The organism is Ureibacillus endophyticus (assembly GCF_024159215.1).
GTDB classification, from domain to species: Bacteria; Bacillota; Bacilli; order Bacillales_A; family Planococcaceae; genus Ureibacillus; species Ureibacillus endophyticus.
Genome location: NZ_JAMYWW010000001.1, coordinates 528,259 through 553,656, shown reverse-complemented (window position 1 = coordinate 553,656; position 25,398 = coordinate 528,259). Strand labels below are relative to the sequence as shown.

The following is a 25,398-nucleotide window of genomic DNA, read 5'->3' as shown; positions in this document are numbered from 1 at the left end:
TTTCCGTCCACTTAGCTGTGTTTCGTCCGCATAGATTAAACTATTGTCCACTTGCACCAGGATTTCGTCCGGATACGAATCCTTTCCGTCCACTTAGCTGCGTTTCGTCCACATAGATTAAACTATTGTCCACTTGCACCAGGCTTACGTCCAGATACTAATCCTTTTCGTCCACTCAGCCACGTTTCGTCCACATAGACTCAAGTATTGTCCACATACACCAGGCTTTCGTCCAGATACGTATCCTTTTCGTCCACTCAGCTTTATTCAATTCACTACCCATTCAAAATATCCTTAAAATTCTTTAACACATATACACTATTGCGATTATGTCCCATACGCGCTGTACTGTTTGCTTTTAAAATTCTTGTTGCTACTTGATGATTTTTTAGATTTAGAAACTGCACGCATTCTTTATTAGTAATTTTATCGTTAATTAGCATGGAGTAATCTGCTAATGCTCTTTCATGCGCCCTATTATAGGTTTTCTCGCAATTTTTACAGTACCATGTTCTTAACGTACGCAACATCGAAAAAGTTTCACACGAGGGGCATTCCACTCCTTTAATTATCTCATTAGCACCGATTGTATATTCTTGGCACAACGGAAATACATTTCTCGCTTTTACCTGTTGCAGGATATTTCTTCCTAACGAATAGGGATCTACCTTATTTTCCTGTATCGGAAGGTTACCAATATAACTTATAAGCTCGCGTCCTATTACTGCTGGTACTGTTGAAGGAGATTTTTTGATAATGACATTTTGAAATGCAAATACGATAGCACCATAGATTGGAATATTTATTCTTAATTTATCAAGTAAAGCTCGCAAACCTCTCATATAAATTTCTACCTGAGTTTCAGGACTACCGAGATTTTCTTCTTTCCCTTCATCACTCATACGGATCAATTGTTTAGGATTATGATTGAAATATAATGATCCTTTTATATTTTTAACTTCTAGAATTAGACACCAACTTGGAGAAATCACGAGAATATCAAACTGGATATTTGAATTGAGGGAAACATTGTGAAGAAGCACTGTATTTTTCGCTAATGGATACGAATTTAGTAAATTAAAGACATGAGCCTCCCCTTTCTCCCCTGCCTCCATTTTATTCAAGTCCTCCACAATCAAAGGATATTTCTCATGATACGGAGGTAATCGTTTCTTCAGTGCTATTAGTCCGCTCTTAAGCTCGTATGGCTCAAACCCTTTCAAAATCACTACCGCGCTCACCTTCCTCGTTTTTGTTATTAAAGTATCAGACTCGAACATACTTGTGAATGCGTTTACAAAAACAGCCATCTAAATGTAAAAAACTCACTTCCAAAAGTGAGTTTTAGTCGTTTTTCAATAACATTAAAACAGATTGGGCTTGTTGCATATGAAGGGCAAGGATATATTGGCTTGCTTGCAGGAGGATGCTAGCTTTTGTGTAGTTCATCATTTCTTTGGCAATGTCGGCATCACGGATACGGGATTCGGCTGCTGTTAGGTTTTCGGCGGTATTTACATTGTTGTTATACGCGTGCTCCATTCGATTTTGATATGCACCTAGTCGAGATCGCTCAGATGAAACTTTCTTAAGAGCATCGTCCAGTTCTCCAATGGCCTTGTCCGCATTTTCTCGAGTCAAAATGTCAGAATCGTCAATGCCTAGTCTTGTACTATCCATCCCACCAATATAGATATCTATTGTTTGCCCAGCATTAGCACCCACTTGAATTTTTAATGGGTTAGATTCATAATCCCCATTTAATAATTTTCGAGTGTTAAACTCCGTATCTGTAGCTGTTCGCGTAATCTCTTCCTTCAGCTGCTGAAATTCAATGTTGATTTGTTTACGATCATCATCTGTTAACGTATCGTTTGCAGCTTGTACAGCTAATTCACGCATGCGTTGGATCATGGCGTGAGATTCGTTTAGTGCACCTTCAGCAGTTTGTACAAGGGATATGCCATCTTGGATATTTTTTGCTGCCATATTAAGACCTCGAATTTGCGCACGCATTTTTTCAGAAATCGCTAAACCGGCTGGGTCGTCTGCCGCGCTATTAATTCGGTACCCTGTAGATATTCGCATTAGAGCTTGATTTGCGGAATGCCAGTTACGATTCATATTGTTTAATATGGACATCCCAGTAGACGACCATTGTCCAAGCATGTGGAACCCTCCTTTATTCATTTTATCGGTCAAGCTCAAAAGAATTTCCATAATTTACGTTTAATTTTCCAGTCCATTGGAAATGCTTCTTATAGGAGGGAGACGAATGAAGGATTTAAAACGACTGTCCTTTTCAAAAGAGGATTGTATTCTAGGAATTATCGGCTCTGGAATTGTAATGATCATCATCCAACTCTTTGTTAATTCGAATTTTTTTATCTGAACTGTATCTCGAAACTCTCCCTTCCTCCTCCCCTAAAAAATTTAAGCACCTTCGATTATCAACCAAATCGAGGGTGCTTATTTTTTGTGACTATTCATGATGTCTATCCTCCGTTGTCATATGCGATCTTGTTGTAGAATACATTGTTATGCCCAATTCATTTTTGCCTTTTCATCAAGTAATTGATAGAAACGCTTTTCATCTCGCTGTTCTAAAGCCTCATCAATTAAACGGTTAATATTATCTTCTTCAAATCGACGAATTAGCTTTTGCACTTCGGATACTTCCTCATCTTTCGGTAAGAGATTGACTGTTTCTTCGTGGGTTGAGGCTTTATCCAAAATTGGTGATAAATGCTCATGTACATTTGATATCAGAAGTAACTGATACAATGGCATTCTAATAAAACGATTACCGCGCTGGAAAACAAAAATTTCCGATAGATTTTCGATTTGCTTCGTTTCTAAGTTGACAATCATCTCTTTTCCTTCCACCGGCACAAAATGGTAAAGCTCATCATCTTTTACAATTGAAAAATACTGGTACGCAAAAACGAGACGTAGGTTTTTGCCAGTTACTTTCGTGTAAAAAGGTTTCATAAATTGCACTTGAATCATCCAATCCCCTCCTCAATCTCTTAGGGTTTCATGAAGTATATGAGCCTCTGTAATGTATTATACGTTTCTCCCTTCTTATTAATGCTATATTCCCCATACTTTTCTTGTTTTAAACGAAATCTTTTAAAATTTATACCTCTCGATTCCGACGTCTCTTACCTCGTTTTAAGAAATACATTTGTGACGTCGGTGAGGTATGAATGGTTAAAGCATTTAAAATATTTATAACAGCTTTGGGATCATTTTTCAGTAATTGAATATGTAATTTCCCTTTCTGAAAATCAAAAATTAATTTCTCATATGAGTATCCATTGATTTCAATTTTTCCAATCTCTTCGTACACATTACATGACGAGTACAGAAGTCGCCTCTGCACAGAATTTTCAAAAATCGTAAGCGTCCATTGAAATGCAGAGTAATTGTTCGTCACCGGAATTGAAACTTCAACCATCGCCAATCATCATTCCCCCATTTCAAATTAATTTTCAGTAACCATTGTAATAATTTTCAAAACATTTATCAGATTTCCCCTCAATCCGACAAAATTAAAGTATAATTAAGCTAAATTCTGAAAAATGGAGGTCGAGTGAATGAGTTTTGGAAAATCGTTAAGACAATACCGGGAAAATATGAACATTACCCAGCTCGAAGCTGCTTATCAGTTAGACTTAGTACCGAATACATATTCCAATTACGAACGTTGCAAAAGACCAATTCCAATTGAATTACTTCCAAAAATTAAGAAAGCGTTTAACATTCCAGATGAACAATTTTTGGACATGCTCCTTAATCAATCCCATCATCGTAAGAAATTGCCCGTTGATAAATTAGCAATACAAACAAAAGAATTGCGTGAACGATATATGATTAGCTTTGGAGAATCTTACTTTGATTTAATTTCCAATACACAAGAACTCAGGCAATTGTTAGGATTCCTCAATAATTTAGATGATAAAAAACGTCGGTTATGTTTAAATGCAATCAAATCCATCTTAGTCATTTACAGCGATTTAGCCGATGAACTTGTAACTGAATAGTGGTGTAAGGTAGTGCAAAATCATGCGTTGCCTTTTTCTATTCAATCCTTTTACTTATCATCCCTCCTCATTCAAGTTATAATGGAGAGAAAGACTTTTTTAAGCGGATATTCCGCAAACTTAAGGAGCGAATAGAATGGCTTTATCAATTTCATCCCTCGCACGTGAGCATGAAATTTTTATAAAAGAACAAGTGGAGCAAATTGAACGCGCATTACACCCTTCTGTGACAGAAGACGAGGAATTGGTTCGCCGCGCGTTATTTGCTGTTCGTAACAAGTCCGTTGTTATCGGGCGTTATATTCCGTCTAACGGGATTTTATATACACAAGTACAAGATGTTCGACCTACTGAAGTCATGCTTCATTTGCATAGCCAAATCATTGTTTGTAACTGCCCCCATGATGGATGGTGCCGTCATAAGGTGAGCGTGATTTTGTCCTTATATCAATATTTAGATTCGGTTCAAGATTGGGCAGCGAAGTGGAGAGCGAAAAAAGGGGTTAACTTACACCTTCTAGCCGCTGAACGGACACCCGAAAATTGGCTAGCAATGGTTGATGAGGTAATGTCACATCTTTTACCAACTGGACGGCAAATTGAACATTATTTAATTTCTACTATTTACGAAAATGCCTATACAAAATTGCGGAAGCATCAACCTTTCGAAAGGGAATGGCAACCGATTTATCATCTGTTTATGGAAATAGCGATTATAAGCAAACTTTGGAAGCATATTTTTCAAACAAATGTAGGAATGAAACAAGAATACTTCGAGTACTTTATTGATCGTCGTTTTGAAGGGATTCAAATTTATGTAAATGAATTAGCGGGAAAATCTCGATTATTTGCAACAGATGTGTTTTTCGACGCTCTTCAAGTGATGGTACGCGAACTGTTAGTGGAACGAAACACTTATTTTAGCAGAAGATTTAACATCTATTTATTATTTTGGGATTCAATTTTTACTGAAAGACGAAGAGCCGAAGAAGAGCGAGATGTCTTAGCGAATCTGCAAGAAGTTAGTGAAGATGTTCCATTATCTGATATCCTTAACATTTTTCATATTTTGCTTAAAAATTATGAAGAGCTAAAGCGTAACTTAGAAGAAATCAACCCTGAGCATTTAGATGTATACTTTGGGCTTGCTAAATTTTCAATATCTAAAAGAGATGATGTTGCGAGTGAGTACATTTTAAAATCCATTCTTCCTCTTTTAAGCGATTATATTAATCATTATTTAATGCCTTCCAAACGACAACTGTCTGTGAAAAGAATTCATTCATTATACGACAATATTAATTTAACCGAACAAGAAGAAATACTGCTTTATTCTGCTTTTGGTGTTCATGGCGTACAACCTTATTCATCTTTCTTATTAAAGAAACAACGTTATGAGGAATGGGTTGCCCTACATCTTCTTTACCCTTCTTCCATTTCTTATTTAGAAACGTGTGGATTAAAGGAAATACTTGAACACGAACCAGCAGCAACCTTACCTTTATATCATTATTACGCCTTGGAAGAAGTGAATCAAAAATCGCGTATGAATTATAAACAAGCGGTACGTATATGGAAGATGATGAAATCCGCTGCGAAAAAAAGCGGGAAGGTAAATTTTTGGACCGACTATATTCAAACGGTTCGGGAACAGTTTAAACGTTTAAGAGCATTGCAAGAAGAGTTAGAGAAAGGAAATTTACTTGCATGACAAACATTTCACCATTCACAAAAACGATTCATATAAAGCTTGAAGAACAACAACCAGGATATTATTCAATTAAAGCAATCAATAACGACGGAACTATTATCCCAGCGGCAAGTTGGACACCTCAACTATTTTATCGATTTGAGCCTAACTTTTATGGATTGATGGCAAATGTCGATGATAACGAACTATTACTAAGCATTTCAGAATTACTGGATCTTCTCTCCCCAAGGTATCAACATCCCTTCATGAACTTAGTAGGGACAGATAGCGATTCAGAAACACTTCTGAAAACTTCAAAAGCCATTGAACTACTTTGGAATAGTGCTGCACTTTGGGATTATGCTTCGTTAGACAATGGATTATCTTTTGAACTTCCCACTCAGTTTTCAAAAGATGAGACAGTTCAGAGTATCTTTGGAAAAGAGACGATTGATTTACAACAATGCGCTTCCCTTTTAACGATGGCTACTATTCAGAAACTTGCAAATGCAGGATTATCAACAACAGATCTTCCTACATTAATGCCATTTTTCAAAAATGGTGGTTGGCCAATGAACAAAGAACGGTCGATTGGTAATATAAAAGTCGCTCTTCGTTTAAGTGAACCGGAAGAAACTTCTTCAGAATGGCTATTGGAAACTGTATTAAGCTCGAAAAGTACTTCCAAACATTGGACACCAGCCGTTCGGAAACGTCACTTGCCTATTGAACGGGCATTACCGGATAAATGGTTACCCTTTGCGGAAGATATATCGGATTTGCAACATCAAATGCTAGAACTACTGGACTTAAGCAAGTACCACGTTTCTGAGGATACTTTCTTACATGTTTATTTAGAAGATGCGGATGTTCGCAAACTGTTACGTGATGACTTTGCCAAGCTAAGTTTATTAGGGTTTGAAGTAATCTTACCTGCATGGCTAAAAGAATTAAAACAAACAAAAATGCGTGTTCGTGTGAGTGCAAATAGTCAAACACAACGGTCTGTTGCAGGACTAGACGATATTTTATCCTTCAAATGGCAACTTTCCCTTAATGGCGAGGAAATTTCTTCAAAGGAGTTCCGCAAAATTGTCGATGAAAAGCGTGAATTTATCCGTATCGGCAATGAATGGTTCCGAATGGATGCTGAATGGATGAATGAAATTCGCGAACTGATGGAAAAGGCTGAGGAAGAAAATTGGACTGTACGCGAACTGCTTTTCCGAGAATTGCCTGAAGAACTGACTGCTCCTTTAGAAATGGATGAAGAAGATGCCGAACGGGACGACCCATTATTTGCCTTTGAAATGCAGCATTCTTTGAAAAATTATATAGATCAGCTACAACATAAGAAGGGGTTACCAAAAGTTCAACGACCAGATGGACTACAAGCAGAATTACGACCATATCAACAAGAAGGCTTTGAATGGCTTGTATTTATGCGTGACCAACAATTCGGTGCTGTATTAGCAGATGATATGGGGCTCGGAAAGACTGTTCAATTAATTAGTTACTTATTGCATACGGTTGAAAGTCTCGGTGAAGTGCTACCAACTTTAATCATTTGCCCAACTTCCGTATTAGGAAATTGGCAAAAAGAATTAGCTCGGTTTGCCCCTTCTTTGAAAGTATATACCCATTACAGTTCCGCGCGCCTAAAGGATGAGGATTTCAAACACTATCTTGAAACGGAGCAACCTAACGTAGTGCTCACCACTTACGGAACAATCTCGCAGGATATTGAGTTTTTACAATATATCGATTGGTCCACAGTAGCTCTTGATGAAGCGCAAAACATTAAAAATATGCAAACATTGCAATCAAGGGCAATACGAAAATTACATGGTAAACATCATATTGCGTTAACAGGTACTCCGATTGAAAACCGCCTTTCTGAGTTATGGGCTATTTTTGACTTTATTCACAAAGGTTATTTAGGAAGCTTCGGCAAATTCCAAGAACAATTTATCTTGCCGATTGAACGGGATGAATCGGAACGTCATAAACAAATCTTGCGTACTAAAATCCGTCCATTCCTGTTGCGCCGTACGAAAAATGACCCTGATTTGATGCTAAACTTACCGGATAAACAAGAGACAAAAGAGTTTTGCTCCCTTACAAGCGAGCAAGCGGCATTATATGAAGGGTATATTGAAGATACAATGGCACAGCTTGATACAATGACTGCATTTGAGAAAAAGGGACGTATCTTACAAATGCTAAGTAAATTAAAACAACTATGTAATCACCCTGCTTTGTATTTAAAAGAACCTTTTGATGATGCGAAAACGTTGATGAATCGATCAGTCAAACTAAAACGCATCGTGCAACTGGCCGTGGAAATCGTTGAAAATGGCGAACAATGTTTAATATTCACTCAATATATTGGAATGGGGCATCTGTTACAGCATTGCTTCTCAGAACTGTATGATATTGATGTACCATTTTTAACTGGTAGTATGCCAAAACAACAACGAGACCGGTTAGTCGATGCTTTCCAAACAGGAGAATTCCCGATTTTCTTACTGTCTCTAAAAGCAGGAGGCACTGGCTTAAATTTAACTGCTGCAAATCACGTATTGCATGCGGATCGTTGGTGGAACCCAGCTGTTGAAAATCAAGCAACGGATCGTGCGTACCGTATCGGGCAAACACAATTTGTCCAGGTTCATAAATTTATCACGATTGGAACGATTGAAGAAAAAATTGATAAGATGATTGAGTTAAAATCCGCTTTATCCGAAGAATTGATTCAATCAAGTACGTGGTTAACAGAGCTTCAAGAAGAGGAATTAATGGATTTATTAATGTTAGATACAACAACCATAAGAAACTAAATGTATGAAAAGAGTCGAGTAGGTAGTAGTTACTCGACTCTTTTTTAGTCTCGTTATCCTTTTTCACTTTTATTCCAATATTCAGTTGTTATTTTCTCTACGTTACTTTCGTATAGATGGCAAAAGATATGTAGAGTTAGGAGAAATGGGAACCACTACTGTGCGGTCAGCAGTAGAGGTTGAACTATCACCCCCTCTACATTTTTAACAAGGAGAATGGTTACTGACAACTTACTTACCCTTCAACAACGATAACAACTTCATCCACAATGTTTAACAGTTACGGAACAGGTACTACATCCTGTTGATCAGGAAGTACAAAGTGTTGTGCAATATCTTTTGGTGCGGAGAGTTTTGAATCTTGTGGTAACTTCAGTGCATAAAATCGGACATCATCGACTACAACTTCTGTAGTATAAACTTTCGTATCTTCCTTTGTAATATAAGATCTTGATTGTAGACGGCCGTTAACTCCAATCAACGATCCTTTTCCGCAATATTGAACAATTCGTTCTGCAAGCTTTCCCCACGCTATACAGGGTACGAAATCTGCATCAATCATGCCTTGGCTATTCCGAAAGTTTCTATTGATTGCAATGACAAAACTAGTTTGGTTACGAGTTTCAGAAAACGACTTCAGTGTAGGATCCTTAGTAATTCTACCGACTAGTCCGACTTGATTCATGTTGTTCACCTCCTTTGACTACATCCTAACTTAAGTTAAAATATTTAGCAAAATCAGGAAAATGAACTTTGGCCTCGTTTCCGTTTTGAAAAATAATTTTTCAATATATGTATTTTTTATTAATATCTGGATAAATGTAGATATGAGAAGGGTTTATTCTTATTTATTGAGTGTGTCCAATTTATAATTTTTGCATTTTTTCTATGTTATACTAAAATTAACGAAAATCTACAGGGGGTACGTGAATGAAGACTTTTAAAATGCTCTCTTTTGATCTTATCAATGAGGGAGGGAAGCTAAATATACCACTAATTGATGGGATTATTATTAATCAAGAAAATAGTCACAAATCATGGATATTAGAAATATTTACTTCAAAAGAACACAAGTCCACGTTTGAAAAATATGAATCCTCTGGAGATATTTTAGATGTGCACGCCATTATTTCCTTTCCAGAAAATGAACCTGCCCCGTTCAAAGTGATTGTCTATTCCATTAAGGAAATTGGAGAAAACATTTCCGTTTTACTGAAAGGGACAATTAAGGCGCAACGAAATAAATATGCAGAACAATTGCTAAAGCTTTTATTAGAAGAAAATTTATCAAAGGATGAGTTATTGGAACGATTTAAAAAGGGTATGCGTGAACGTCCGCGCTTGCGAGAATCATAACCTTCCCTCTTTTGCTCCAACTTCACTCCCCGCACGCCATACAAAAGATCGTCTCACTTGAATGAGACGATCTTTTGTTTTATTATTCATCTATTTGGTCACGGTCACGGACATCACGATTATCTTCAATAATGTCTTCTTGGTTGTCATTTAGGATACGTTCATCATTGTTGTTCACCGTACCAGAAGTACCATTTTGACCTGCACCATTGCTATTTGGAACACCGTCTTGATCTACATTACGGTCAGCATCGTAGCCGTTACCATTGTTATCGTTCATATCATTATCAATGGCATCATCTACATCACGTTGTACTTCATTAACGCCTTGATTAATGTCCTCACCAACATCCTCTAAAGCATCCTCAGTGTCATTTGCAGCGTTGTTACACCCTACAAGTAATGCTGAACCAAGAATAAATGCAAAGACTGGTTTTTTCCACATAAAAAATTCCCTCCTTTCAAGATTTGCACACTCCATCACATTTAAATGTGACTAGTTATAGAGTGCCCGGGAAAGGAGGGAACTATCCGAAATTTAAACGAGTCGATTTTAGTTAATCTTTAAAAAATTGACATCGTTATTTATCTAATTGTTCTTTTAAAAGTTGTTCAACATATGCGGCTTCTGCTTTACATCCATATGTGTAGCTTGTACCAAGTTGTTTTTGCATTTTTTCGATAGAATCAATTTGCTTTTTAGTCGGTTTTTCATTTAGAATTTTTGCGATTGTTTCGTCAATTTTCTTTGCAATCTCCTCATGAAACTCTTGACTAACTAATACTTCTGGAGGAACTTTATCGAACCAAGCAGCGTTTTCCGTAAAATACTTTTGCCAGCTTGCTACGAAGTCTTCCATTGAGAATTTATCTTCATCCCATCCAATGCTTGCTAAGTATGACTCGAAAGACGTTGAGATGGATCGAGTGATGCTGATCTTGACGCCTGAAGACAACTGTTTATACATCTATTTAAAACCTCCTACGTTTAAAAAGCCAAACAATACGTATATTCGTACGTACAAATAAAGTCAACCATATTATTGTATATCCTTCACTATTAAAATGCAAATTCACGGACATTTGACGAAATCTTCTTATAGCATTCATACCCATAAAAAATTGGATTTTATACTAAGAAAATTCATTTATTTTAGTGAAGGAACAATTTTTTATTTCGGTTGAACTGGTCCAATTGCAAATAAAATGTCGGTTTCACAAACTAGTTCGCCTTCAACTGTCGCAATTGCGTGTCCTTTACCCATTGCACCGCGTAATTTTACAAATTCGACTTCTAATTTTAATTGATCTCCTGGTACCACTTGTCGTTTAAATCGGCAGTTATCAATTCCAGTTAAGAAGGCAAGACGGCCTTTAAACTGTTCGGACATTAATAAAGCTACTCCACCAACCTGTGCCAATGCTTCCACAATTAAAACACCTGGCATTACAGGGTATCCTGGGAAATGTCCATTAAAGAAGTCTTCATTGATTGATACATTTTTAATTCCAACCGCGCGTTTTCCTTCTTCTACTTCTAAAATACGGTCCACTAAAAGGAATGGATAACGATGCGGTAAAATTTCTTGTATTTGATCAGCAGTTAACATGTTCTTCCCCCCAAGAGTATGTAATATTTATTCTTTGCCATTTATGATATCTAGTATATGTTGCCATGTTCCCCATTTTAGAGCATCTAACGGTTTTCCATCTCCAATGACTCCATACCCAATCATTACTCCAAAACAAATTGCTAGGAATAATAAAATAAAAACAATAAGTAATCTTAACCAAATCGGAAAAAGTCGAAAGCTATGAAAACGAATCGGTCTTTCAGAATATCTAGCTGTTCGTTTTTCCTTTTCTTCTTGAGGAACATTCGGCTTTAGCGAATTACTTTTTAAGTCGTTAGTCATTGGCCGTTTCTCCCTTTTGTAATGCTTAATATTTGATATAGAGGGTATACTTTATTAGGTAGTTTTCGGGTCAATTATCGAATTCCGTTAATTAACCCTAACATTTGGTCAGCAATCGTAATTGCGCGAGAACTGAATTGATATGAGCGTTGGGCATTAATTAAGTCCGTCATTTCCTTAGAAATATCGACGTTTGACATTTCAAGTTTCCCATTAGCAAGTCCAATTTCAGTTCGAAGACCACCTTGTAAATTTGTATAAAGGTCTGCCTCATTTAATCCTAATTGTTCAAGATTTCCTGGTACCCCAATATATGAACCCGATAACTTTTCCATTGATTGAGGTTTGTCCACTCGTGTAACCGCTAATTCAAATCCTTGTGTTGTACCATCATTATAATTTACTAATAACGTTCCATCATCTAGTAAATTAAAGTTTTTCATGTTATCCGCAAAAGTAATTGCGTTCCCATTCGAATCTGAAACAGCGTAGCCATCATGATTGACAAGCATGACTTGGCCATTGTTAACAGGGGTTACATAAAAGTCACCTTGGCGTGAATAAACAGTGCGTTGTCCATTTTCACCATCAGGCATAATAATGTTGAAATATTGATTTGCTTTTGTAAAAGCAATGTCTAAATCACGTTCTGTATTTTGTAAACTACCTGTCTTTGTATTCACTTGGATTTGAGCAAGTTGCGCACCAACTCCGTAACGAATGCCTACTGGTGATTGGCGTACTGTAGGATCCATTTGGTCGTTTTCAAATTGTTGGTATAAAAGCTCAGAAAAACGTGCTTCTCTTGCTTTATAACCCGTTGTATTGCTATTAGCGATATTATTACTAATTGTATCAATTTGTTGTTGTAACTGACCTAATGTATTTGTTGCTGTAATCATTGTACGGATCATGTTTTATCCCCTTCCCAACTACACTTTACCGATTTCATTGACTGCTTTATCCATGCTCTTATCATACGCTTGTAGTACTTTTTGATTTGCTTCAAAGGCACGATAAGCTGTAAGTAATTCTGTCATGGATTGTGCAGCATCTACATTGGAACCTTCAATATAGTTTTGTTGTAGTGCAAAGGTAACTCCATCTTGTCCATACGCAGATGGTAGCATTTCCCCGTCAATAGAACGGAACAAACCATTATCTTGTTTAATAAGCACATCAGGATTTGCTGAGAAAGCCACACCTAAAGTTGCAACTTGTTGACCATCCACTAAAATACGCCCATCTTGTGAAAGTTGGAAATCTTCATTTTGTAATTGTATACGCTCTCCTTGATCTGAAAGTACATATAAGCCTTGAGGATTTACTAAATATCCTTGGCCATCAATTGTGAAGTTTCCGTTACGTGTATATGCTTCTCCGCCTTCAGGAAGTTCTAGACGGAAAAAGATCGTACCAGCTTGACCAGATTCTTGATCAATCGGCATTGCACCGTTTAATAGAGCAATGTCCGTTGTAAGGTTTGTTTCTATAAGAGTACCTTGTGTATAGTTTGCTAGTGTTTCTTGTAAATATACGCCAGTATTAAGTGCACCAATTTCAGTTGCTTTTAATGTATTAATACCTTTTTCTGTAGGGATATTTGTAGTACCCCTTGCAGAAAGAAGCATATCAGGAAATGAACGTATTGTTGATTGGTCTGCTTTAAAGCCAGGTGTATTCGCATTTGCCATATTATTTGTTAATATTTCTGTTTTTCTTTGTTGTGCAATCATACCTGTAGCAACTGTGTAAAACCCTTTAAACAACTATATTCACCTCTTTTTATTGTAAAGTATTCAGTTTACAAAACTATTTCAATAAAATATCGAACTGATTAAATTCTAGAACCAGGAGCACGATCGATATTGTCTAACATTAACCCTGTTCCAATCGCAACACAATCGATTGGATTATCCGCTACAAATACCGGTACTTTTAGTTCTTGAATTAATAGTTGATCCATGCCATGTAGAAGCGCGCCGCCTCCAGTAATACATACGCCACGATCAATAATGTCAGCTGATAATTCAGGTGGTGTTTTTTCTAATACATTTTTCGCTGATTGAACGATTAATGATACCGATTCATGAAGTGCTTTTTCGATTTCTGTAGAATGAATTGTCACTGTTCTAGGTAAACCTGTTACCATGTCACGGCCACGAATCTCCATTGATTCGTCACGTGCCCCTGGATAAACTGTACCGATGTTGATTTTAATCGCTTCAGCAGTACGTTCGCCGATAAGTAATTTGTATTCTTTTTTTATGTATTGCAAGATGTCATTATCGAAAACGTCACCTGCTACTTTAATTGATTCACTTGTTACGATATCACCCATAGAAAGTACTGCGATATCCGTTGTACCGCCACCAATATCTACTACCATGTTACCACTTGGTTGGAAGATATCCATTCCAGCACCAATTGCAGCTACTTTTGGCTCTTCTTCTAAGTAAACTTTTTTCCCGCCTGATTTTTCAGCAGCTTCACGAATTGCTTTTTGCTCCACGCTTGTAATGTTTGTTGGGCAGCAAATTAGAATGCGTGGTTTTGAGAAAAATCCTTTTAAATCCAGTTTGTTTAGAAAATGTTTTAACATTGCTTCAGTTACGTCGAAGTCTGCAATAACACCATCTTTGAGTGGTCGAATGGCAACGATATTTCCAGGTGTACGTCCAACCATTTGGCGTGCCTCTTCACCAACTGCAAGTACTTTATTTGTGTTTTTGTCTATTGCTACGACGGAAGGCTCATTTAAAACAATTCCCTTACCTTTAACATAAATTAGGACGTTTGCCGTTCCTAGGTCTATCCCAATATCTTTTGAAAACATATGTATATTTCTCCTTCCCGCCAATTCCAACATGATTCACGTTCAAAATTTCTCTTTATCTAGATTATTTTATCATATTCATGTAGTAATTACATCTTTAATTTCAATGTCGTTACAGTTGTATTACAATTTTGTGTGCAGTTTAGAATTGTTTGTGTACCAGGTACACAAACAATTCAGAATATTCAAAATTGTATATGTACCCGGTACACCAATAAAAAAGCATTTAGTTGACTTCGTAAAGAAAGCCAAACTAAATGCTCTTTCATTGTTTTTGTCGGGACTGCCATTTCTTACGGGTTGCCTCGCCTCCTCGTAAATGACGAATCGATTTGTGATAAGCTAATATCTCTTTTACTTCATTCGCTAATTCTTCATTAACTAGGAACAGTCTTTCGGTTAGGTCTTTATGCACTGTGCTCTTCGAATAACCCGTCATTTTCGCCAGGACACGAACTGTCTCACCAGTTTCAATTAGCAGCTCTCCAAGCCGTACGCAACGATGCCGAATGTGCTCGTGCACGTTCTCTTCCTTTCTATCGGATATAAGAATGTGCCGTTTTGCTAACGAGAGGTGTCTTCTTCAACATGTTCATATTGTGAGTGTTTCATTGAAATTTTTGCAACTAGCGATATAACGTTTATTCACCATATGAGGAATTCCGTGATTTAAGAACCAATTTTGTGAACAAAACTGCAAAAACGCCCATAATTCCTCTGTTCCATTGAAATTAGGTAAAATTTCGTCGGTTTCAACGGTACAGGGTTTATGGACGTTCTGCTTTATTGCTTGTACAAAAAGTTGAATCTTGTCAAATTAGAAAGCTAAGAAATTTCTTGGGTTAACGTGTTCGCCATCTTGTAACACTTGGAAGTGCAGATGGTTTCCAGCTGTTGGATTCCATTCGTTTTCAGTTGTTGTCGCTAATGGTTGGCCTTGTTCTACTGTATCCCCTTCTTTAACAAGGATATCAGTTATAGAACTATATTGTGTTTCCATGCCATTTGGATGAGTAATTACGATTTTATTTCCAGTAAATGCATCTAATTTTACTTCAGTTACTTCACCGCTCATTGCAGCAAGTACTTCAAATGGTTCGCCATTAACAGAAAGAGATACACCAGATGAAGTAGAGAATGTTTGGTTAAATACTAATAGTGCTTTTTCTCTTGTTGCTTCATCAGCCGTTACATCATAGAAATCTTGTAACACTTGTACTTGATCTAAATGATCTTCACTGAAAGGATATTTCAATGTTTCCTGGCGAGCATTTGTTTCGATGACTGTTTCTTGTGAAGTTGTTTCATTATTAGTTGATGCAACTTCCTTTTCTTCGTCATCATTAATGATTGCATTATAACTGAAAATTAGACCGATTAACACTGCTGCGATACCTGCATAGATTGACGGCCAAAACCATGGCTTTTTCTGCCAACTGTTTTTATTAGGAGAAGGAGTAGTTTGTTTTTCTTCTCTCATGTTCATCACCTCTGTTTGAAGTGTGAACAAGATTTTACAATTCTAAACACATTTTGGAAAAAAATTTCTATTATTTACAAGATATTTTTTCAATATTTGTATTTTTATAATAATGTTGGATAATTTCATGGGCAGTTGCACCATTTTCCGCCATTGCATCTGCGCCGTATTGGCTCATACCAACACCATGACCATAACCTTCAGTTGTTACAACGATTTTTTCTCCTTTTACTTCAATACGGAAATCTGTAGAGCGCAAATCGAGTAACGTTCTCATATCACGCCCGGACCATTCATTTTTTCCAACAATAACGGTCTCTACTCTCCCTGTATTATTTCTTTTTATACGTACGTTTTTAAGCTGATTTAGAGTCAAATTGGTGTTTAATAGCTGATTCCATTCATTAATAGTAAAACTTTTTTCCACCTCGTAATTATCCGCATATTGAAAATCTGTACTTGCAACGGATTGTAGATATGGAAGGTCTGTCCCACTATAGTTTTTGGAGCTTTCCGTCATACCGTTGCTCATCGAATGAAACATCGCCGTTATGAGTTCTCCATTATAGTTAATAACTTCTCCTTTTGTACTTTCAACAGCTTGTCTCACTTTTTTTTCATAATCATCAAAGGACTCTGCCCAAACTTCTTTTCGAGTATTTGAATCATAAAAAACTTGTTTTGCAACGGTTGGTTCGATTGCCTTTTTCCCATATTCGGTGTTTTTTAATACATACGTTCTAGCTGCAATTGCTTGTGCTTTTAATGCTTCGGGATGAAAGTTTGCTGGCATCTCAGCCGAAACAACACCAATTACATACTCTTCTAAATCAATTGGCTCATCACTACCACTTACTTGGATAGTTAGTTCACAAGCGTTCGCAAAGCTTTCTCCTTCTTCTTTTTCTGATGTAGCTTCAGTTTTATGATCCATTTGCTTGAAAAGAAATGGGAAGAAAAATAGTAGAGAAATAAAGCCAAAAATTGATGCAACAACTATTAACTGCTTTTTCTTCTTAAATTTTTTCATACATATTATTTATGATATGGAAGGAAAATTTATGATTTATGAAGAAGTAGAATTTGGAAATTCTGACTGAGGGATAAAAGGAAAGGATAAATTAAAACGACAAAACTCACTTTTAAGAATTTTGTCGTTCGTTGGTCATTATAAATTTTTCGTCATAATTTATCTCATTTATACATAATTTTAATTAAATTAGATAAATTATAATGGGCAAAGTCTATATTTCGATAGTATGCTTTGGTGATTGTTCAAAATCCATATCTGCAACACGTTCAATGTTTGCACCAAGAGCAGCGAGTTTTTTGTGGAAATCAACATATCCACGATCTAGGTGGTTAAGTTTCGTAACGCGTGTAACACCTTCTGAAACAAGTCCAGTTAAGATTAATGCAGCTGCTGCACGTAAATCTGTTGCGGAAACTTCAGCACCTTGTAATTTCACAGGTCCTTCAATGAAAACTGAACGACCTTCGATTTTTGCTTGTGCATTCATTCTACGGAATTCTTCCACATGCATGAATCGATTTTCAAACACTGTCTCAGTAATAATACTCGTTCCATTGGCTGTTAATAATAATGCCATCATTTGTGCTTGCATGTCTGTTGGGAAACCAGGATGTGGCATCGTTTTAATATCAACAGCTTTTAGAGGATCTGTGGCACGTACACGTAAGCCGTCACCCTCTTCTAACACTTCAACACCCATTTCACGTAATTTCGCGATTAAAGCTGTCATATGCTCAGGTACTGCGTTTTCGATAAATACATCGCCTCGTGTAATTGCTGCAGCAACCATAAATGTACCTGCTTCAATACGGTCAGGGATAACGTGATGTGTAGTTCCGTGTAGTTCAGAAACACCTTCAATACGAATTGTATCTGTACCAGCACCGAAGATTCGGCCACCCATACCATTAATGAAATTAGCTAAATCGACAATTTCAGGTTCTTTTGCAGCATTTTCAATTACAGTGACACCCTTCGCTAATGCAGCAGCCGTCATAATATTTTCTGTAGCTCCTACGCTTGGGAAATCTAAATAAATTTCTGCACCGTGTAAACCAGCAGCGGTTTTTGCTTCCACATAGCCATGGCCAAAAGAAATTTTTGCACCCATTGCTTCAAAGCCTTTTAAGTGTAATTCAATTGGTCGAGAACCGATTGCACAACCACCAGGCAACGCAACACGAGCATATCCATTGCGTGCAAGTAAAGAACCCATAACAAGTATTGATGCACGCATTTTACTTACATATTCAAACTGTGCTTCACTTGATAATTTTTGTTGAGCATTTATATAAATTTCATTATTCTTCTCATTATATTCTACAGTAGCATTTAAGCTTTTGAGTACTTCATTTATTGTATGAACATCCGCCAAATTCGGAACGTCTTTTATAATATTTATACTCTTTGAAGCTAGTAAAGATGCAGCTAGAATTGGTAGTACGGCATTTTTGGCTCCTTCTACTTTTACGACTCCACGTAATTTTTGGCCTCCCGTAACAATGATTTTCTCCACAATTCGTCCCTCCGAATTCAATTGTCCAAAAACTGTCATTTTAAAAAAAGTTGTAAGCTATAAAACACACAAACTATCACTATGTTAATGCTTTCTAACGGGTTAAACAAGCATCCAAATCACTATTTTACGGTACTTCTCAATAATTATCTACACTTTTATATTACGCGTAATAAAACTTTTGGTGAATTGTTCTTGAGGTGTACAAATTTCTACAATATTACCCAGGAAATAGATAAAACCTTCAAAGTGCGGCAAATTTTTACACGTGTAAGTAAATCATGGATGGGAAAATTAAATCTATATGTGTTGTAACGGCAAACGAACTTCATTTGTCCTTACAAGGCATATAACTTGTTGCCTTTTGTCTATATAGTATGTTCGAATTACGAAAAAAGATAAGGTAATTGTCGAGACCAATTTGTAATTTCTAAAACAAAATTTGACACGGATGATCCGATTGCAATGCTAAGCAAAATATAAACTAATTGAATCTGAAAAGTGTGCCCTTTTTTAAATAATTGATCAAAGCGGAATGATTGAATGGCATAAAACGTAATGCCGATAAAAAATATATGCGAAAATAGCCCTAATACTGCTTGCAGTCCTAAAGATTGATATACTTCCATTTCGTTTCCTCCATCATTTTGACACATATGAAAAAGCGGACAGAAAACCTGCCCGCTTCTTAAATTAATTATTATTTATTACCCTCATGAACGCTGATACGATTAATCGCACGTTTTAAAGCAAGCTCAGCGCGTTTGAAATCGATGTTATCTTGTTTCTTTTGAAGGCGTTCCTCAGCACGTTTCATAGCTTCTTTAGCACGTGCTACATCAATATTTGATGCAACTTCAGCAGATGGAGCTAAAATTGAAATTTTGTCAGGACGAACTTCAATAAAACCACCGCTAACAGCAACTACTTCTGATGAACCGTTATCTTTTTTAAGAGTAACTGCACTAATTGCAAGAGGAGCTACCATTGGAATGTGTCCAGGAAGAACCCCAATTTCACCAGAAACTGTTTTTGCGATAACCATTGCGACTTCTGAATCGTATACTGGGCCGTCGGGAGTGACAATATTGACTTGAACTGTCTTCATATTTTTTCCTCCTCGTCCCTAAAATTATACCTCTACGCCCATGCTTTTCGCTTTTTCTACTACTTCTTCAATGCTACCTACTAAACGGAATGCATCTTCTGGTAAGTGGTCGTATTTACCTTCAAGGATTTCCTTGAATGAACGAACAGTGTCTTTTACGTGTACGAAAGAACCTGGTTGACCAGTGAATTGTTCCGCTACGTGGAAGTTTTGAGATAAGAAGAATTGAATACGACGAGCACGTTCTACTGTTTGCTTGTCTTCATCAGATAATTCATCCATACCTAAGATTGCGATGATATCTTGTAATTCGTTATAACGTTGTAACGTCATTTGAACGCCACGAGCAACTTTGTAGTGTTCTTCACCAACGATTTCAGGTGAAAGTGCACGAGAAGTTGATGCTAATGGATCCACGGCTGGGTAGATACCCATCTCAGATAATTTACGCTCTAAGTTAGTTGTAGCATCTAAGTGAGCGAAAGTTGTTGCTGGAGCCGGGTCAGTATAGTCATCGGCTGGTACGTAAATCGCTTGGATTGATGTAACAGAACCTTTGTTTGTAGAAGTGATACGTTCTTGTAAGTTACCCATCTCAGTAGCAAGAGTTGGTTGGTAACCTACCGCAGAAGGCATACGTCCAAGTAAGGCAGATACTTCCGAACCTGCTTGAGTGAAGCGGAAGATGTTGTCGATGAATAGTAATACGTCTTGGCCTTGTTCATCACGGAAATATTCAGCCATTGTAAGACCAGTTAAAGCTACACGCATACGTGCACCTGGTGGTTCGTTCATTTGACCGAATACCATTGATGTTTTACCGATAACGCCAGAGTCACTCATTTCGTGGAATAAGTCGTTACCTTCACGAGTACGTTCACCTACACCCGCGAATACCGAAATACCACCGTGACCTTGAGCGATGTTGTTGATTAACTCTTGGATTAATACAGTTTTACCTACACCGGCACCACCGAATAAACCTACTTTACCACCTTTGATGTAAGGTGCTAATAAGTCTACTACTTTAATACCTGTTTCAAGGATCTGTACTTCTGTAGTTAATTCTTCAAATTTTGGAGCTTCGCGGTGGATTGAATCACGACGAGCTTCTGGAGCGATTTCTTCCCCTAAGTCGATAACTTCTCCTAGTACGTTAAATACACGTCCTAATGTTACGTCACCAACTGGAACAGAGATTGGTTTTCCTAAGTCTGTAACTTCTGCACCACGTTGTAAACCGTCAGTAGATGACATGGCAATTGTGCGGACAGAATCGTCACCTAAATGAACTGCTACTTCTAATGTTAAAGTAACAGCTTCTTCGTTTGGACGTTCAATCTTAACAGTTAAAGCGTTATAGATTGCTGGTAATTGACCGTTGCTGAATTTAACGTCAACAACTGGACCCATTACTTGAATAACTTGTCCTTTATTCATTCCTGTGTACCCTCCTATCAAGATTGGTGTCGAGCTGATGTGAATTATTCACCCATGCTGTCTTCCTAAAAAACTTCATAGGCAAGATACTTCTTTTTTATGAATGACTAAAATGTGTGCACCCACTTTAGTGAATCTAAAAAGGAAGCTCTTTGCCATATCCGTCAATTTATCCGAGTTAGGGAGCGCAACTATTCTAAAGCTGCTGCCCCACCAATAATTTCTGTAATTTCTTGTGTAATCGCCGCTTGACGCGCACGGTTATATACAAGTGATAAGTCTCTAATAAGTTCATTAGCGTTATCAGTTGCTGTTTTCATCGCTGTCATACGAGCAGCATGTTCACTGGCTTTACCATCTAATAAAGCACCATAAATTAAACTTTCAGCATATTGTGGTAGTAATACTTCTAGAATTGCTTCACCAGATGGTTCGAATTCATAAGAAGCAGATAAACCTTCATTTGCTTTTGGAGCTATATCAGTAATTGGTAATACCTTTTTCTCAGTAACTTCTTGTGAAATAACACTGACAAAGTGGTTATAGTACATATAAAGTTCATCATACGTACCATCAGCGAACATACCAACAGCTTTACGAGCGATTTGTTTTACGTCCGAGAATGTAGGTTGGTCTGGTAAACCAACGATACTTTCAACTACGTTGTAACCACGTTTTACGAAGTAGTCACGAGGAACACGTCCAATTGCCAAAATTACAAACTCATCATTTGATCTATGGCGTTCTTTAAGTGTACGTGATAATTGACGTAAAATGCTTGAGTTATATGCACCTGCTAATCCACGGTCAGAACCGATAACAAGATAAGCTGTTTTCTTTACTGGACGTGAAATTAACATTGGATGTGATGCATCACTAGTACCACCCGCGATTGCTGCAACCACGTCTTGTACTTTTTCCATGTAAGGAACATATCCTTTTGCATTTTGTTCAGCACGTTTACTTTTAGAAGCAGAAACCATTTGCATGGCTTTTGTCATTTGACTTGTTTTCTTCGTAGAGTTAATACGGCTTTTTATTTCGCGTAAGCTTGCCACTGGTATTTCACCACCTTTAAGTTTTTAATCAAATATCACACGTTTTACAACAAAATTACTTATTCTGATTTAACGAAAACTTTTTTGAAATCGTTAATAGCTGCAGCCATGTCTGCATCAGCTGGTAAGTCTTTTGTTGTACGGATATGATCTAAAACTTTAGTGTGGTTTACATCTAACCAGCTTAAGAATTCATTTTCAAAACGAACGATGTCTTGTACTGGAATATCATCTAAGAAACCACGAGTTAGAGCATAAAGAATTGTTACTTGCTTTTCAACTTTAATTGGTTTGTTAAGGTCTTGTTTTAATACTTCAACCGTACGTTTACCACGTTCAAGTTTAGCAAGAGTCGCTTTATCTAAATCTGAACCAAATTGAGCGAATGATTCAAGTTCACGGAATGCTGCTAAGTCAAGACGTAATGTACCAGCAACTTTTTTCATCGCTTTAATTTGAGCAGAACCACCTACACGTGATACAGAAAGACCGGCGTTAATCGCTGGACGTACACCTGAGTGGAATAAGTTAGCTTGTAAGAAAATTTGTCCATCAGTGATTGAGATTACGTTTGTTGGGATGTATGCAGAGATATCCCCAGCTTGAGTCTCAACGAATGGAAGAGCTGTAATAGAACCGTTTTTGTAAGTTTCGTTTAACTTTGCAGCACGTTCTAATAAACGACTGTGTAAGTAGAATACGTCACCAGGGTAAGCTTCACGACCTGGAGGACGACGTAATAATAATGAAAGCTCACGGTAAGCAGCTGCTTGTTTTGATAAATCATCATATACGATTAATACGTGTTTACCTTGTAACATGAACTCTTCAGCCATAGATACACCAGCATAAGGAGCTAGGTATAATAATGGAGCTGGTTGAGATGCAGATGCAGTTACAACGATTGAGTAATCTAAAGCACCGTGTTTACGTAATGTTTCAACTACACCACGAACTGTAGATTCTTTTTGACCAATTGCAACATAGATACAAATCATGTCTTGGTCTGCTTGGTTAAGGATTGTATCGATAGCAATCGAAGTTTTACCAACTTGACGGTCACCGATAATTAACTCACGTTGACCACGACCGATTGGTACTAATGCGTCAATCGCTTTAATACCAGTTTGTAATGGTTCATGTACTGATTTACGAGCCATTACACCGAAAGCTGGACTTTCGATTGGACGAGATTTTGTAGTATTGATTGGGCCTTGTCCATCCACTGGTTGACCAAGTGGGTTAACAACGCGTCCAATTAGTTCTTCACCAACTGGTACTTCCATGATACGACCTGTACGACGAACTTCATCGCCTTCTTTAATGCCAAGGTAGTTACCTAGAATAATGATACCAACGTTACCTTCTTCTAAGTTTTGAGCCATACCCATAACACCGTTAGAGAACTCTACTAGCTCTCCAGCCATGACGTTGTCGAGGCCATGAGCACGAGCGATACCGTCACCAACTGTGATTACCGTACCAACTTCGCTTACTTCTAATTCAGATTGGTAATTTTCAATCTGCTTTTTGATCAGCACGCTGATTTCTTCAGCCTTGATGCCCATGAATGTCACCTCTCACATTTCTTATGAATTAACCAACTAACGTACGTTTTAGACCCTCTAGCTTATTAGCTACAGTGTTATCGAAAATGTAGTTGCCGATTTGAACACGAACACCACCAAGTAATGATGGTTCGATTACATTTTTAATGATTAATTTTTCTTTACCAACTAATTTCGCAAATGCAGTAGAAATTTCATTTTTCTCTGAATCTGTAAGCTCACGAGTTGAGTAAACAGTTGCTTCCGCAGAACCTAGAGCTCCTGAAGCAAGTAATTTATATTCATTTGCTAAACTTTTTACTTCGTCAACACGTTTTTTATCAATAAGAAGTTGTAACGTATTAACAACAATTGGACTTGCACTTGCAAAGATCTCAGCAACGATTTGTTTTTTACGTTCGATAGAGAACTTTGGCGAAGAAAGTAATGAAAGTAATTCTGGAGTTGTTTCAATTACTTTAATAAGCTCTTCTAAATCAGTTGTGATTTCGTCAACAACTTGTTTTTGTTGAGCTAATTGAAACAATGCCTCCGCATAACGTTTCGCTACTTGACTCATTTCGCCTCGCCTGCCTTCGCAATCGTTTCTTTAATTAATGCGCTATTATCTTCTTCAGAAATTTCTTTCTCAAGAACTTTAGATGCAGCAAGAACTGATAGTGAAACGACTTCTGCACGAACTGCAGCGATTGCTTTTTCTTTTTCAGTTTCGATTTCACGTACAGCAGATTCCTTTAATCGGTTTGCTTCTGCACGTGCAGCAGTGATGATTTCATCACGTTGTAATTCACCTTGTTTTTTCGCACTTTCCACGATTGTTTGAGCTTCAGTACGAGCATCTTTTAAAAGGCTTTTTTGTTCTTCTAATAGTTTAGCTGATTCTTTGCGAGCGTTTTCAGCTGCATCGATTTCACTCTTAACTAATTCTTCACGTTGTTGCATAACGCCCATTAATGGACCCCACGCGAATTTCTTAAGAAGGAACATTAAGATTAGGAAAATAACTAGAGTTGCAAGAACGTCTCCACCGTTAAAGTGACCGTCAGAACCTAGTACTAAATAATCTAAATTCACGATTGTTTCACTCCCTTCAAGAGCTTTCAGATAATGTATACAAGCAACCTAATTACTTATTGTAATAGGTTTTTCATCTATGTGTTGTACTTCTATTTACTACTATTAAGAACTGGAATTTTTCCATTAGTTATAACAAAAGGAATGGCGAAGTTCTTCTTGTGGAAAACTCTTCGCCACATTGTAAACCGATAATTATCGGTTCATTACGATGAATGCTACTACTACTGCGATGATAGGTAGGGCCTCAACTAACGCAACCCCGATGAACATTGTAGTTTGAAGAACGCCACGAGCTTCTGGTTGACGAGCGATCCCTTCAACTGTACGTGATACGATAAGACCGTTACCGATACCTGCACCAAGTGCACCTAAACCGATTGCGATTGCTGCTGCTAATAAACCTAATGAACCTGTCATTGTAAAATTTCCTCCTT

General features: G+C 37.3%; 27 protein-coding genes. 4 read left to right on the top strand and 23 right to left on the bottom strand.

Annotated elements, in window-relative coordinates; all coding sequences use genetic code 11:
• Window positions 1–275 precede the first annotated feature (275 nt).
• The 3 genes from NKR20_RS02820 to NKR20_RS02810 all read right to left on the bottom strand — a co-directional run bounded on the left by NKR20_RS02820 (window position 276) and on the right by NKR20_RS02810 (window position 3,009).
• Window positions 276–1,229 carry a nuclease-related domain-containing protein gene (locus NKR20_RS02820; protein ID WP_253423336.1) on the bottom strand — a complete coding sequence of 318 codons (954 nt, stop codon included), beginning with the start codon at window positions 1,227–1,229 and terminating at the stop codon, window positions 276–278.
• Between the two features lie 115 nt (window positions 1,230–1,344).
• Window positions 1,345–2,169: a flagellin N-terminal helical domain-containing protein gene (locus tag NKR20_RS02815; protein ID WP_253423333.1), complete on the bottom strand. Its 825-nt coding sequence runs from the start codon at window positions 2,167–2,169 to the stop codon at window positions 1,345–1,347.
• A gap of 369 nt (window positions 2,170–2,538) precedes the next feature.
• The gene (locus NKR20_RS02810) at window positions 2,539–3,009 is read right to left on the bottom strand and encodes an IDEAL domain-containing protein (protein WP_253423331.1); all 471 of its coding nucleotides are present in this window, start codon (window positions 3,007–3,009) and stop codon (window positions 2,539–2,541) included.
• Window positions 3,010–3,599: 590 nt separating this feature from the next.
• On the opposite strand from NKR20_RS02810, the gene NKR20_RS02805 reads away from it, so the two are divergent.
• From NKR20_RS02805 to NKR20_RS02795, 3 genes are all read left to right on the top strand, one after another.
• Window positions 3,600–4,046: a helix-turn-helix domain-containing protein gene (locus NKR20_RS02805; RefSeq protein WP_253423328.1), complete on the top strand. Its 447-nt coding sequence runs from the start codon at window positions 3,600–3,602 to the stop codon at window positions 4,044–4,046.
• A gap of 136 nt (window positions 4,047–4,182) precedes the next feature.
• On the top strand, window positions 4,183–5,757 hold the full coding sequence (locus NKR20_RS02800) for a hypothetical protein (RefSeq protein ID WP_253423326.1): 1,575 nt from the start codon (window positions 4,183–4,185) through the stop codon (window positions 5,755–5,757).
• Complete coding sequence (locus NKR20_RS02795) at window positions 5,754–8,576, top strand: DEAD/DEAH box helicase (protein WP_253423323.1); 2,823 nt, start codon at window positions 5,754–5,756, stop codon at window positions 8,574–8,576. The genes NKR20_RS02800 and NKR20_RS02795 overlap by 4 nt, the downstream gene beginning before the upstream one ends.
• 280 nt (window positions 8,577–8,856) lie before the next feature.
• On the opposite strand, the gene NKR20_RS02790 is transcribed toward NKR20_RS02795, so the two are convergent.
• Window positions 8,857–9,261 carry a single-stranded DNA-binding protein gene (locus tag NKR20_RS02790; protein ID WP_121214022.1) on the bottom strand — a complete coding sequence of 135 codons (405 nt, stop codon included), beginning with the start codon at window positions 9,259–9,261 and terminating at the stop codon, window positions 8,857–8,859.
• Window positions 9,262–9,506: 245 nt separating this feature from the next.
• On the opposite strand from NKR20_RS02790, the gene NKR20_RS02785 reads away from it, so the two are divergent.
• Window positions 9,507–9,932, top strand: coding sequence for a YwpF family protein (locus NKR20_RS02785; protein ID WP_121214023.1), 426 nt, complete (start codon window positions 9,507–9,509; stop codon window positions 9,930–9,932).
• Between the two features lie 82 nt (window positions 9,933–10,014).
• On the opposite strand, the gene NKR20_RS02780 is transcribed toward NKR20_RS02785, so the two are convergent.
• From NKR20_RS02780 to atpE, 19 genes are all read right to left on the bottom strand, one after another.
• Window positions 10,015–10,377: a hypothetical protein gene (locus tag NKR20_RS02780; protein ID WP_121214024.1), complete on the bottom strand. Its 363-nt coding sequence runs from the start codon at window positions 10,375–10,377 to the stop codon at window positions 10,015–10,017.
• A gap of 136 nt (window positions 10,378–10,513) precedes the next feature.
• Window positions 10,514–10,900: a hypothetical protein gene (locus NKR20_RS02775; protein ID WP_121214025.1), complete on the bottom strand. Its 387-nt coding sequence runs from the start codon at window positions 10,898–10,900 to the stop codon at window positions 10,514–10,516.
• 204 nt (window positions 10,901–11,104) lie between these two features.
• Entirely contained in the window at window positions 11,105–11,542 is a 438-nt protein-coding gene (fabZ, locus tag NKR20_RS02770; RefSeq protein ID WP_121214026.1) for a 3-hydroxyacyl-ACP dehydratase FabZ, read from the bottom strand.
• Window positions 11,543–11,569: 27 nt separating this feature from the next.
• Window positions 11,570–11,848 (bottom strand): DNA-directed RNA polymerase subunit beta, encoded by a 279-nt coding sequence (locus NKR20_RS02765; RefSeq protein WP_121214027.1) that lies wholly within the window; start codon window positions 11,846–11,848, stop codon window positions 11,570–11,572.
• Window positions 11,849–11,922: 74 nt separating this feature from the next.
• The gene (locus NKR20_RS02760) at window positions 11,923–12,762 is read right to left on the bottom strand and encodes a flagellar hook-basal body protein (protein WP_253423320.1); all 840 of its coding nucleotides are present in this window, start codon (window positions 12,760–12,762) and stop codon (window positions 11,923–11,925) included.
• Between the two features lie 18 nt (window positions 12,763–12,780).
• Window positions 12,781–13,617, bottom strand: coding sequence for a flagellar hook-basal body protein (locus NKR20_RS02755; protein ID WP_253423317.1), 837 nt, complete (start codon window positions 13,615–13,617; stop codon window positions 12,781–12,783).
• A 68-nt stretch (window positions 13,618–13,685) separates the two neighbouring features.
• Entirely contained in the window at window positions 13,686–14,684 is a 999-nt protein-coding gene (mreB, locus tag NKR20_RS02750; RefSeq protein ID WP_121214030.1) for a rod shape-determining protein, read from the bottom strand.
• A 265-nt stretch (window positions 14,685–14,949) separates the two neighbouring features.
• Entirely contained in the window at window positions 14,950–15,207 is a 258-nt protein-coding gene (locus tag NKR20_RS02745) for a sporulation transcriptional regulator SpoIIID (protein ID WP_097071697.1), read from the bottom strand.
• Between the two features lie 294 nt (window positions 15,208–15,501).
• Window positions 15,502–16,164 carry a M23 family metallopeptidase gene (locus tag NKR20_RS02740; protein ID WP_253423314.1) on the bottom strand — a complete coding sequence of 221 codons (663 nt, stop codon included), beginning with the start codon at window positions 16,162–16,164 and terminating at the stop codon, window positions 15,502–15,504.
• 70 nt (window positions 16,165–16,234) lie between these two features.
• On the bottom strand, window positions 16,235–17,194 hold the full coding sequence (gene spoIID, locus NKR20_RS02735) for a stage II sporulation protein D (RefSeq protein WP_253423311.1): 960 nt from the start codon (window positions 17,192–17,194) through the stop codon (window positions 16,235–16,237).
• Between the two features lie 214 nt (window positions 17,195–17,408).
• Window positions 17,409–18,713, bottom strand: a complete 1,305-nt coding sequence (gene murA, locus NKR20_RS02730) for a UDP-N-acetylglucosamine 1-carboxyvinyltransferase (RefSeq protein ID WP_121214033.1) — start codon at window positions 18,711–18,713, stop codon at window positions 17,409–17,411.
• Window positions 18,714–19,099: 386 nt separating this feature from the next.
• Window positions 19,100–19,342, bottom strand: a complete 243-nt coding sequence (locus NKR20_RS02725; protein WP_121214034.1) for a DUF1146 family protein — start codon at window positions 19,340–19,342, stop codon at window positions 19,100–19,102.
• A gap of 71 nt (window positions 19,343–19,413) precedes the next feature.
• Complete coding sequence (locus NKR20_RS02720) at window positions 19,414–19,821, bottom strand: F0F1 ATP synthase subunit epsilon (protein ID WP_121214035.1); 408 nt, start codon at window positions 19,819–19,821, stop codon at window positions 19,414–19,416.
• Between the two features lie 24 nt (window positions 19,822–19,845).
• Window positions 19,846–21,261: a F0F1 ATP synthase subunit beta gene (gene atpD / locus NKR20_RS02715; protein WP_121214036.1), complete on the bottom strand. Its 1,416-nt coding sequence runs from the start codon at window positions 21,259–21,261 to the stop codon at window positions 19,846–19,848.
• A gap of 191 nt (window positions 21,262–21,452) precedes the next feature.
• Entirely contained in the window at window positions 21,453–22,319 is an 867-nt protein-coding gene (gene atpG, locus NKR20_RS02710) for an ATP synthase F1 subunit gamma (RefSeq protein ID WP_253423308.1), read from the bottom strand.
• Between the two features lie 59 nt (window positions 22,320–22,378).
• Window positions 22,379–23,887 (bottom strand): F0F1 ATP synthase subunit alpha, encoded by a 1,509-nt coding sequence (gene atpA / locus NKR20_RS02705; protein ID WP_253423305.1) that lies wholly within the window; start codon window positions 23,885–23,887, stop codon window positions 22,379–22,381.
• 28 nt (window positions 23,888–23,915) lie between these two features.
• On the bottom strand, window positions 23,916–24,446 hold the full coding sequence (locus tag NKR20_RS02700; RefSeq protein WP_121214039.1) for a F0F1 ATP synthase subunit delta: 531 nt from the start codon (window positions 24,444–24,446) through the stop codon (window positions 23,916–23,918).
• Window positions 24,443–24,961, bottom strand: coding sequence for a F0F1 ATP synthase subunit B (atpF, locus tag NKR20_RS02695; RefSeq protein ID WP_121214040.1), 519 nt, complete (start codon window positions 24,959–24,961; stop codon window positions 24,443–24,445). The genes NKR20_RS02700 and atpF overlap by 4 nt, the downstream gene beginning before the upstream one ends.
• Window positions 24,962–25,156: 195 nt before the next feature.
• Window positions 25,157–25,381, bottom strand: coding sequence for a F0F1 ATP synthase subunit C (gene atpE / locus NKR20_RS02690; RefSeq protein ID WP_097071686.1), 225 nt, complete (start codon window positions 25,379–25,381; stop codon window positions 25,157–25,159).
• Window positions 25,382–25,398: the final 17 nt, after the last annotated feature.

Bases quoted from the DNA above. Each gene is read 5' to 3' on its own strand.
- atpD (WP_121214036.1), bottom strand. From the start codon at position 21,261: ATGAATAAAGGACAAGTTATTCAAGTAATGGGTCCAGTTGTTGACGTT.
- NKR20_RS02780 (WP_121214024.1), bottom strand. From the start codon at position 10,377: ATGTGGAAAAAACCAGTCTTTGCATTTATTCTTGGTTCAGCATTACTT.
- NKR20_RS02720 (WP_121214035.1), bottom strand. From the start codon at position 19,821: ATGAAGACAGTTCAAGTCAATATTGTCACTCCCGACGGCCCAGTATAC.
- NKR20_RS02700 (WP_121214039.1), bottom strand. From the start codon at position 24,446: ATGAGTCAAGTAGCGAAACGTTATGCGGAGGCATTGTTTCAATTAGCT.
- NKR20_RS02800 (WP_253423326.1), top strand. From the start codon at position 4,183: ATGGCTTTATCAATTTCATCCCTCGCACGTGAGCATGAAATTTTTATA.
- NKR20_RS02785 (WP_121214023.1), top strand. From the start codon at position 9,507: ATGAAGACTTTTAAAATGCTCTCTTTTGATCTTATCAATGAGGGAGGG.
- NKR20_RS02760 (WP_253423320.1), bottom strand. From the start codon at position 12,762: ATGATCCGTACAATGATTACAGCAACAAATACATTAGGTCAGTTACAA.
- NKR20_RS02815 (WP_253423333.1), bottom strand. From the start codon at position 2,169: ATGCTTGGACAATGGTCGTCTACTGGGATGTCCATATTAAACAATATG.
- NKR20_RS02775 (WP_121214025.1), bottom strand. From the start codon at position 10,900: ATGTATAAACAGTTGTCTTCAGGCGTCAAGATCAGCATCACTCGATCC.
- NKR20_RS02805 (WP_253423328.1), top strand. From the start codon at position 3,600: ATGAGTTTTGGAAAATCGTTAAGACAATACCGGGAAAATATGAACATT.
- fabZ (WP_121214026.1), bottom strand. From the start codon at position 11,542: ATGTTAACTGCTGATCAAATACAAGAAATTTTACCGCATCGTTATCCA.
- NKR20_RS02810 (WP_253423331.1), bottom strand. From the start codon at position 3,009: ATGATTCAAGTGCAATTTATGAAACCTTTTTACACGAAAGTAACTGGC.
- mreB (WP_121214030.1), bottom strand. From the start codon at position 14,684: ATGTTTTCAAAAGATATTGGGATAGACCTAGGAACGGCAAACGTCCTA.
- atpE (WP_097071686.1), bottom strand. From the start codon at position 25,381: ATGACAGGTTCATTAGGTTTATTAGCAGCAGCAATCGCAATCGGTTTA.
- NKR20_RS02765 (WP_121214027.1), bottom strand. From the start codon at position 11,848: ATGACTAACGACTTAAAAAGTAATTCGCTAAAGCCGAATGTTCCTCAA.
- NKR20_RS02790 (WP_121214022.1), bottom strand. From the start codon at position 9,261: ATGAATCAAGTCGGACTAGTCGGTAGAATTACTAAGGATCCTACACTG.
- NKR20_RS02725 (WP_121214034.1), bottom strand. From the start codon at position 19,342: ATGGAAGTATATCAATCTTTAGGACTGCAAGCAGTATTAGGGCTATTT.
- atpA (WP_253423305.1), bottom strand. From the start codon at position 23,887: ATGGGCATCAAGGCTGAAGAAATCAGCGTGCTGATCAAAAAGCAGATT.
- NKR20_RS02740 (WP_253423314.1), bottom strand. From the start codon at position 16,164: ATGAGAGAAGAAAAACAAACTACTCCTTCTCCTAATAAAAACAGTTGG.
- NKR20_RS02795 (WP_253423323.1), top strand. From the start codon at position 5,754: ATGACAAACATTTCACCATTCACAAAAACGATTCATATAAAGCTTGAA.
- spoIID (WP_253423311.1), bottom strand. From the start codon at position 17,194: ATGAAAAAATTTAAGAAGAAAAAGCAGTTAATAGTTGTTGCATCAATT.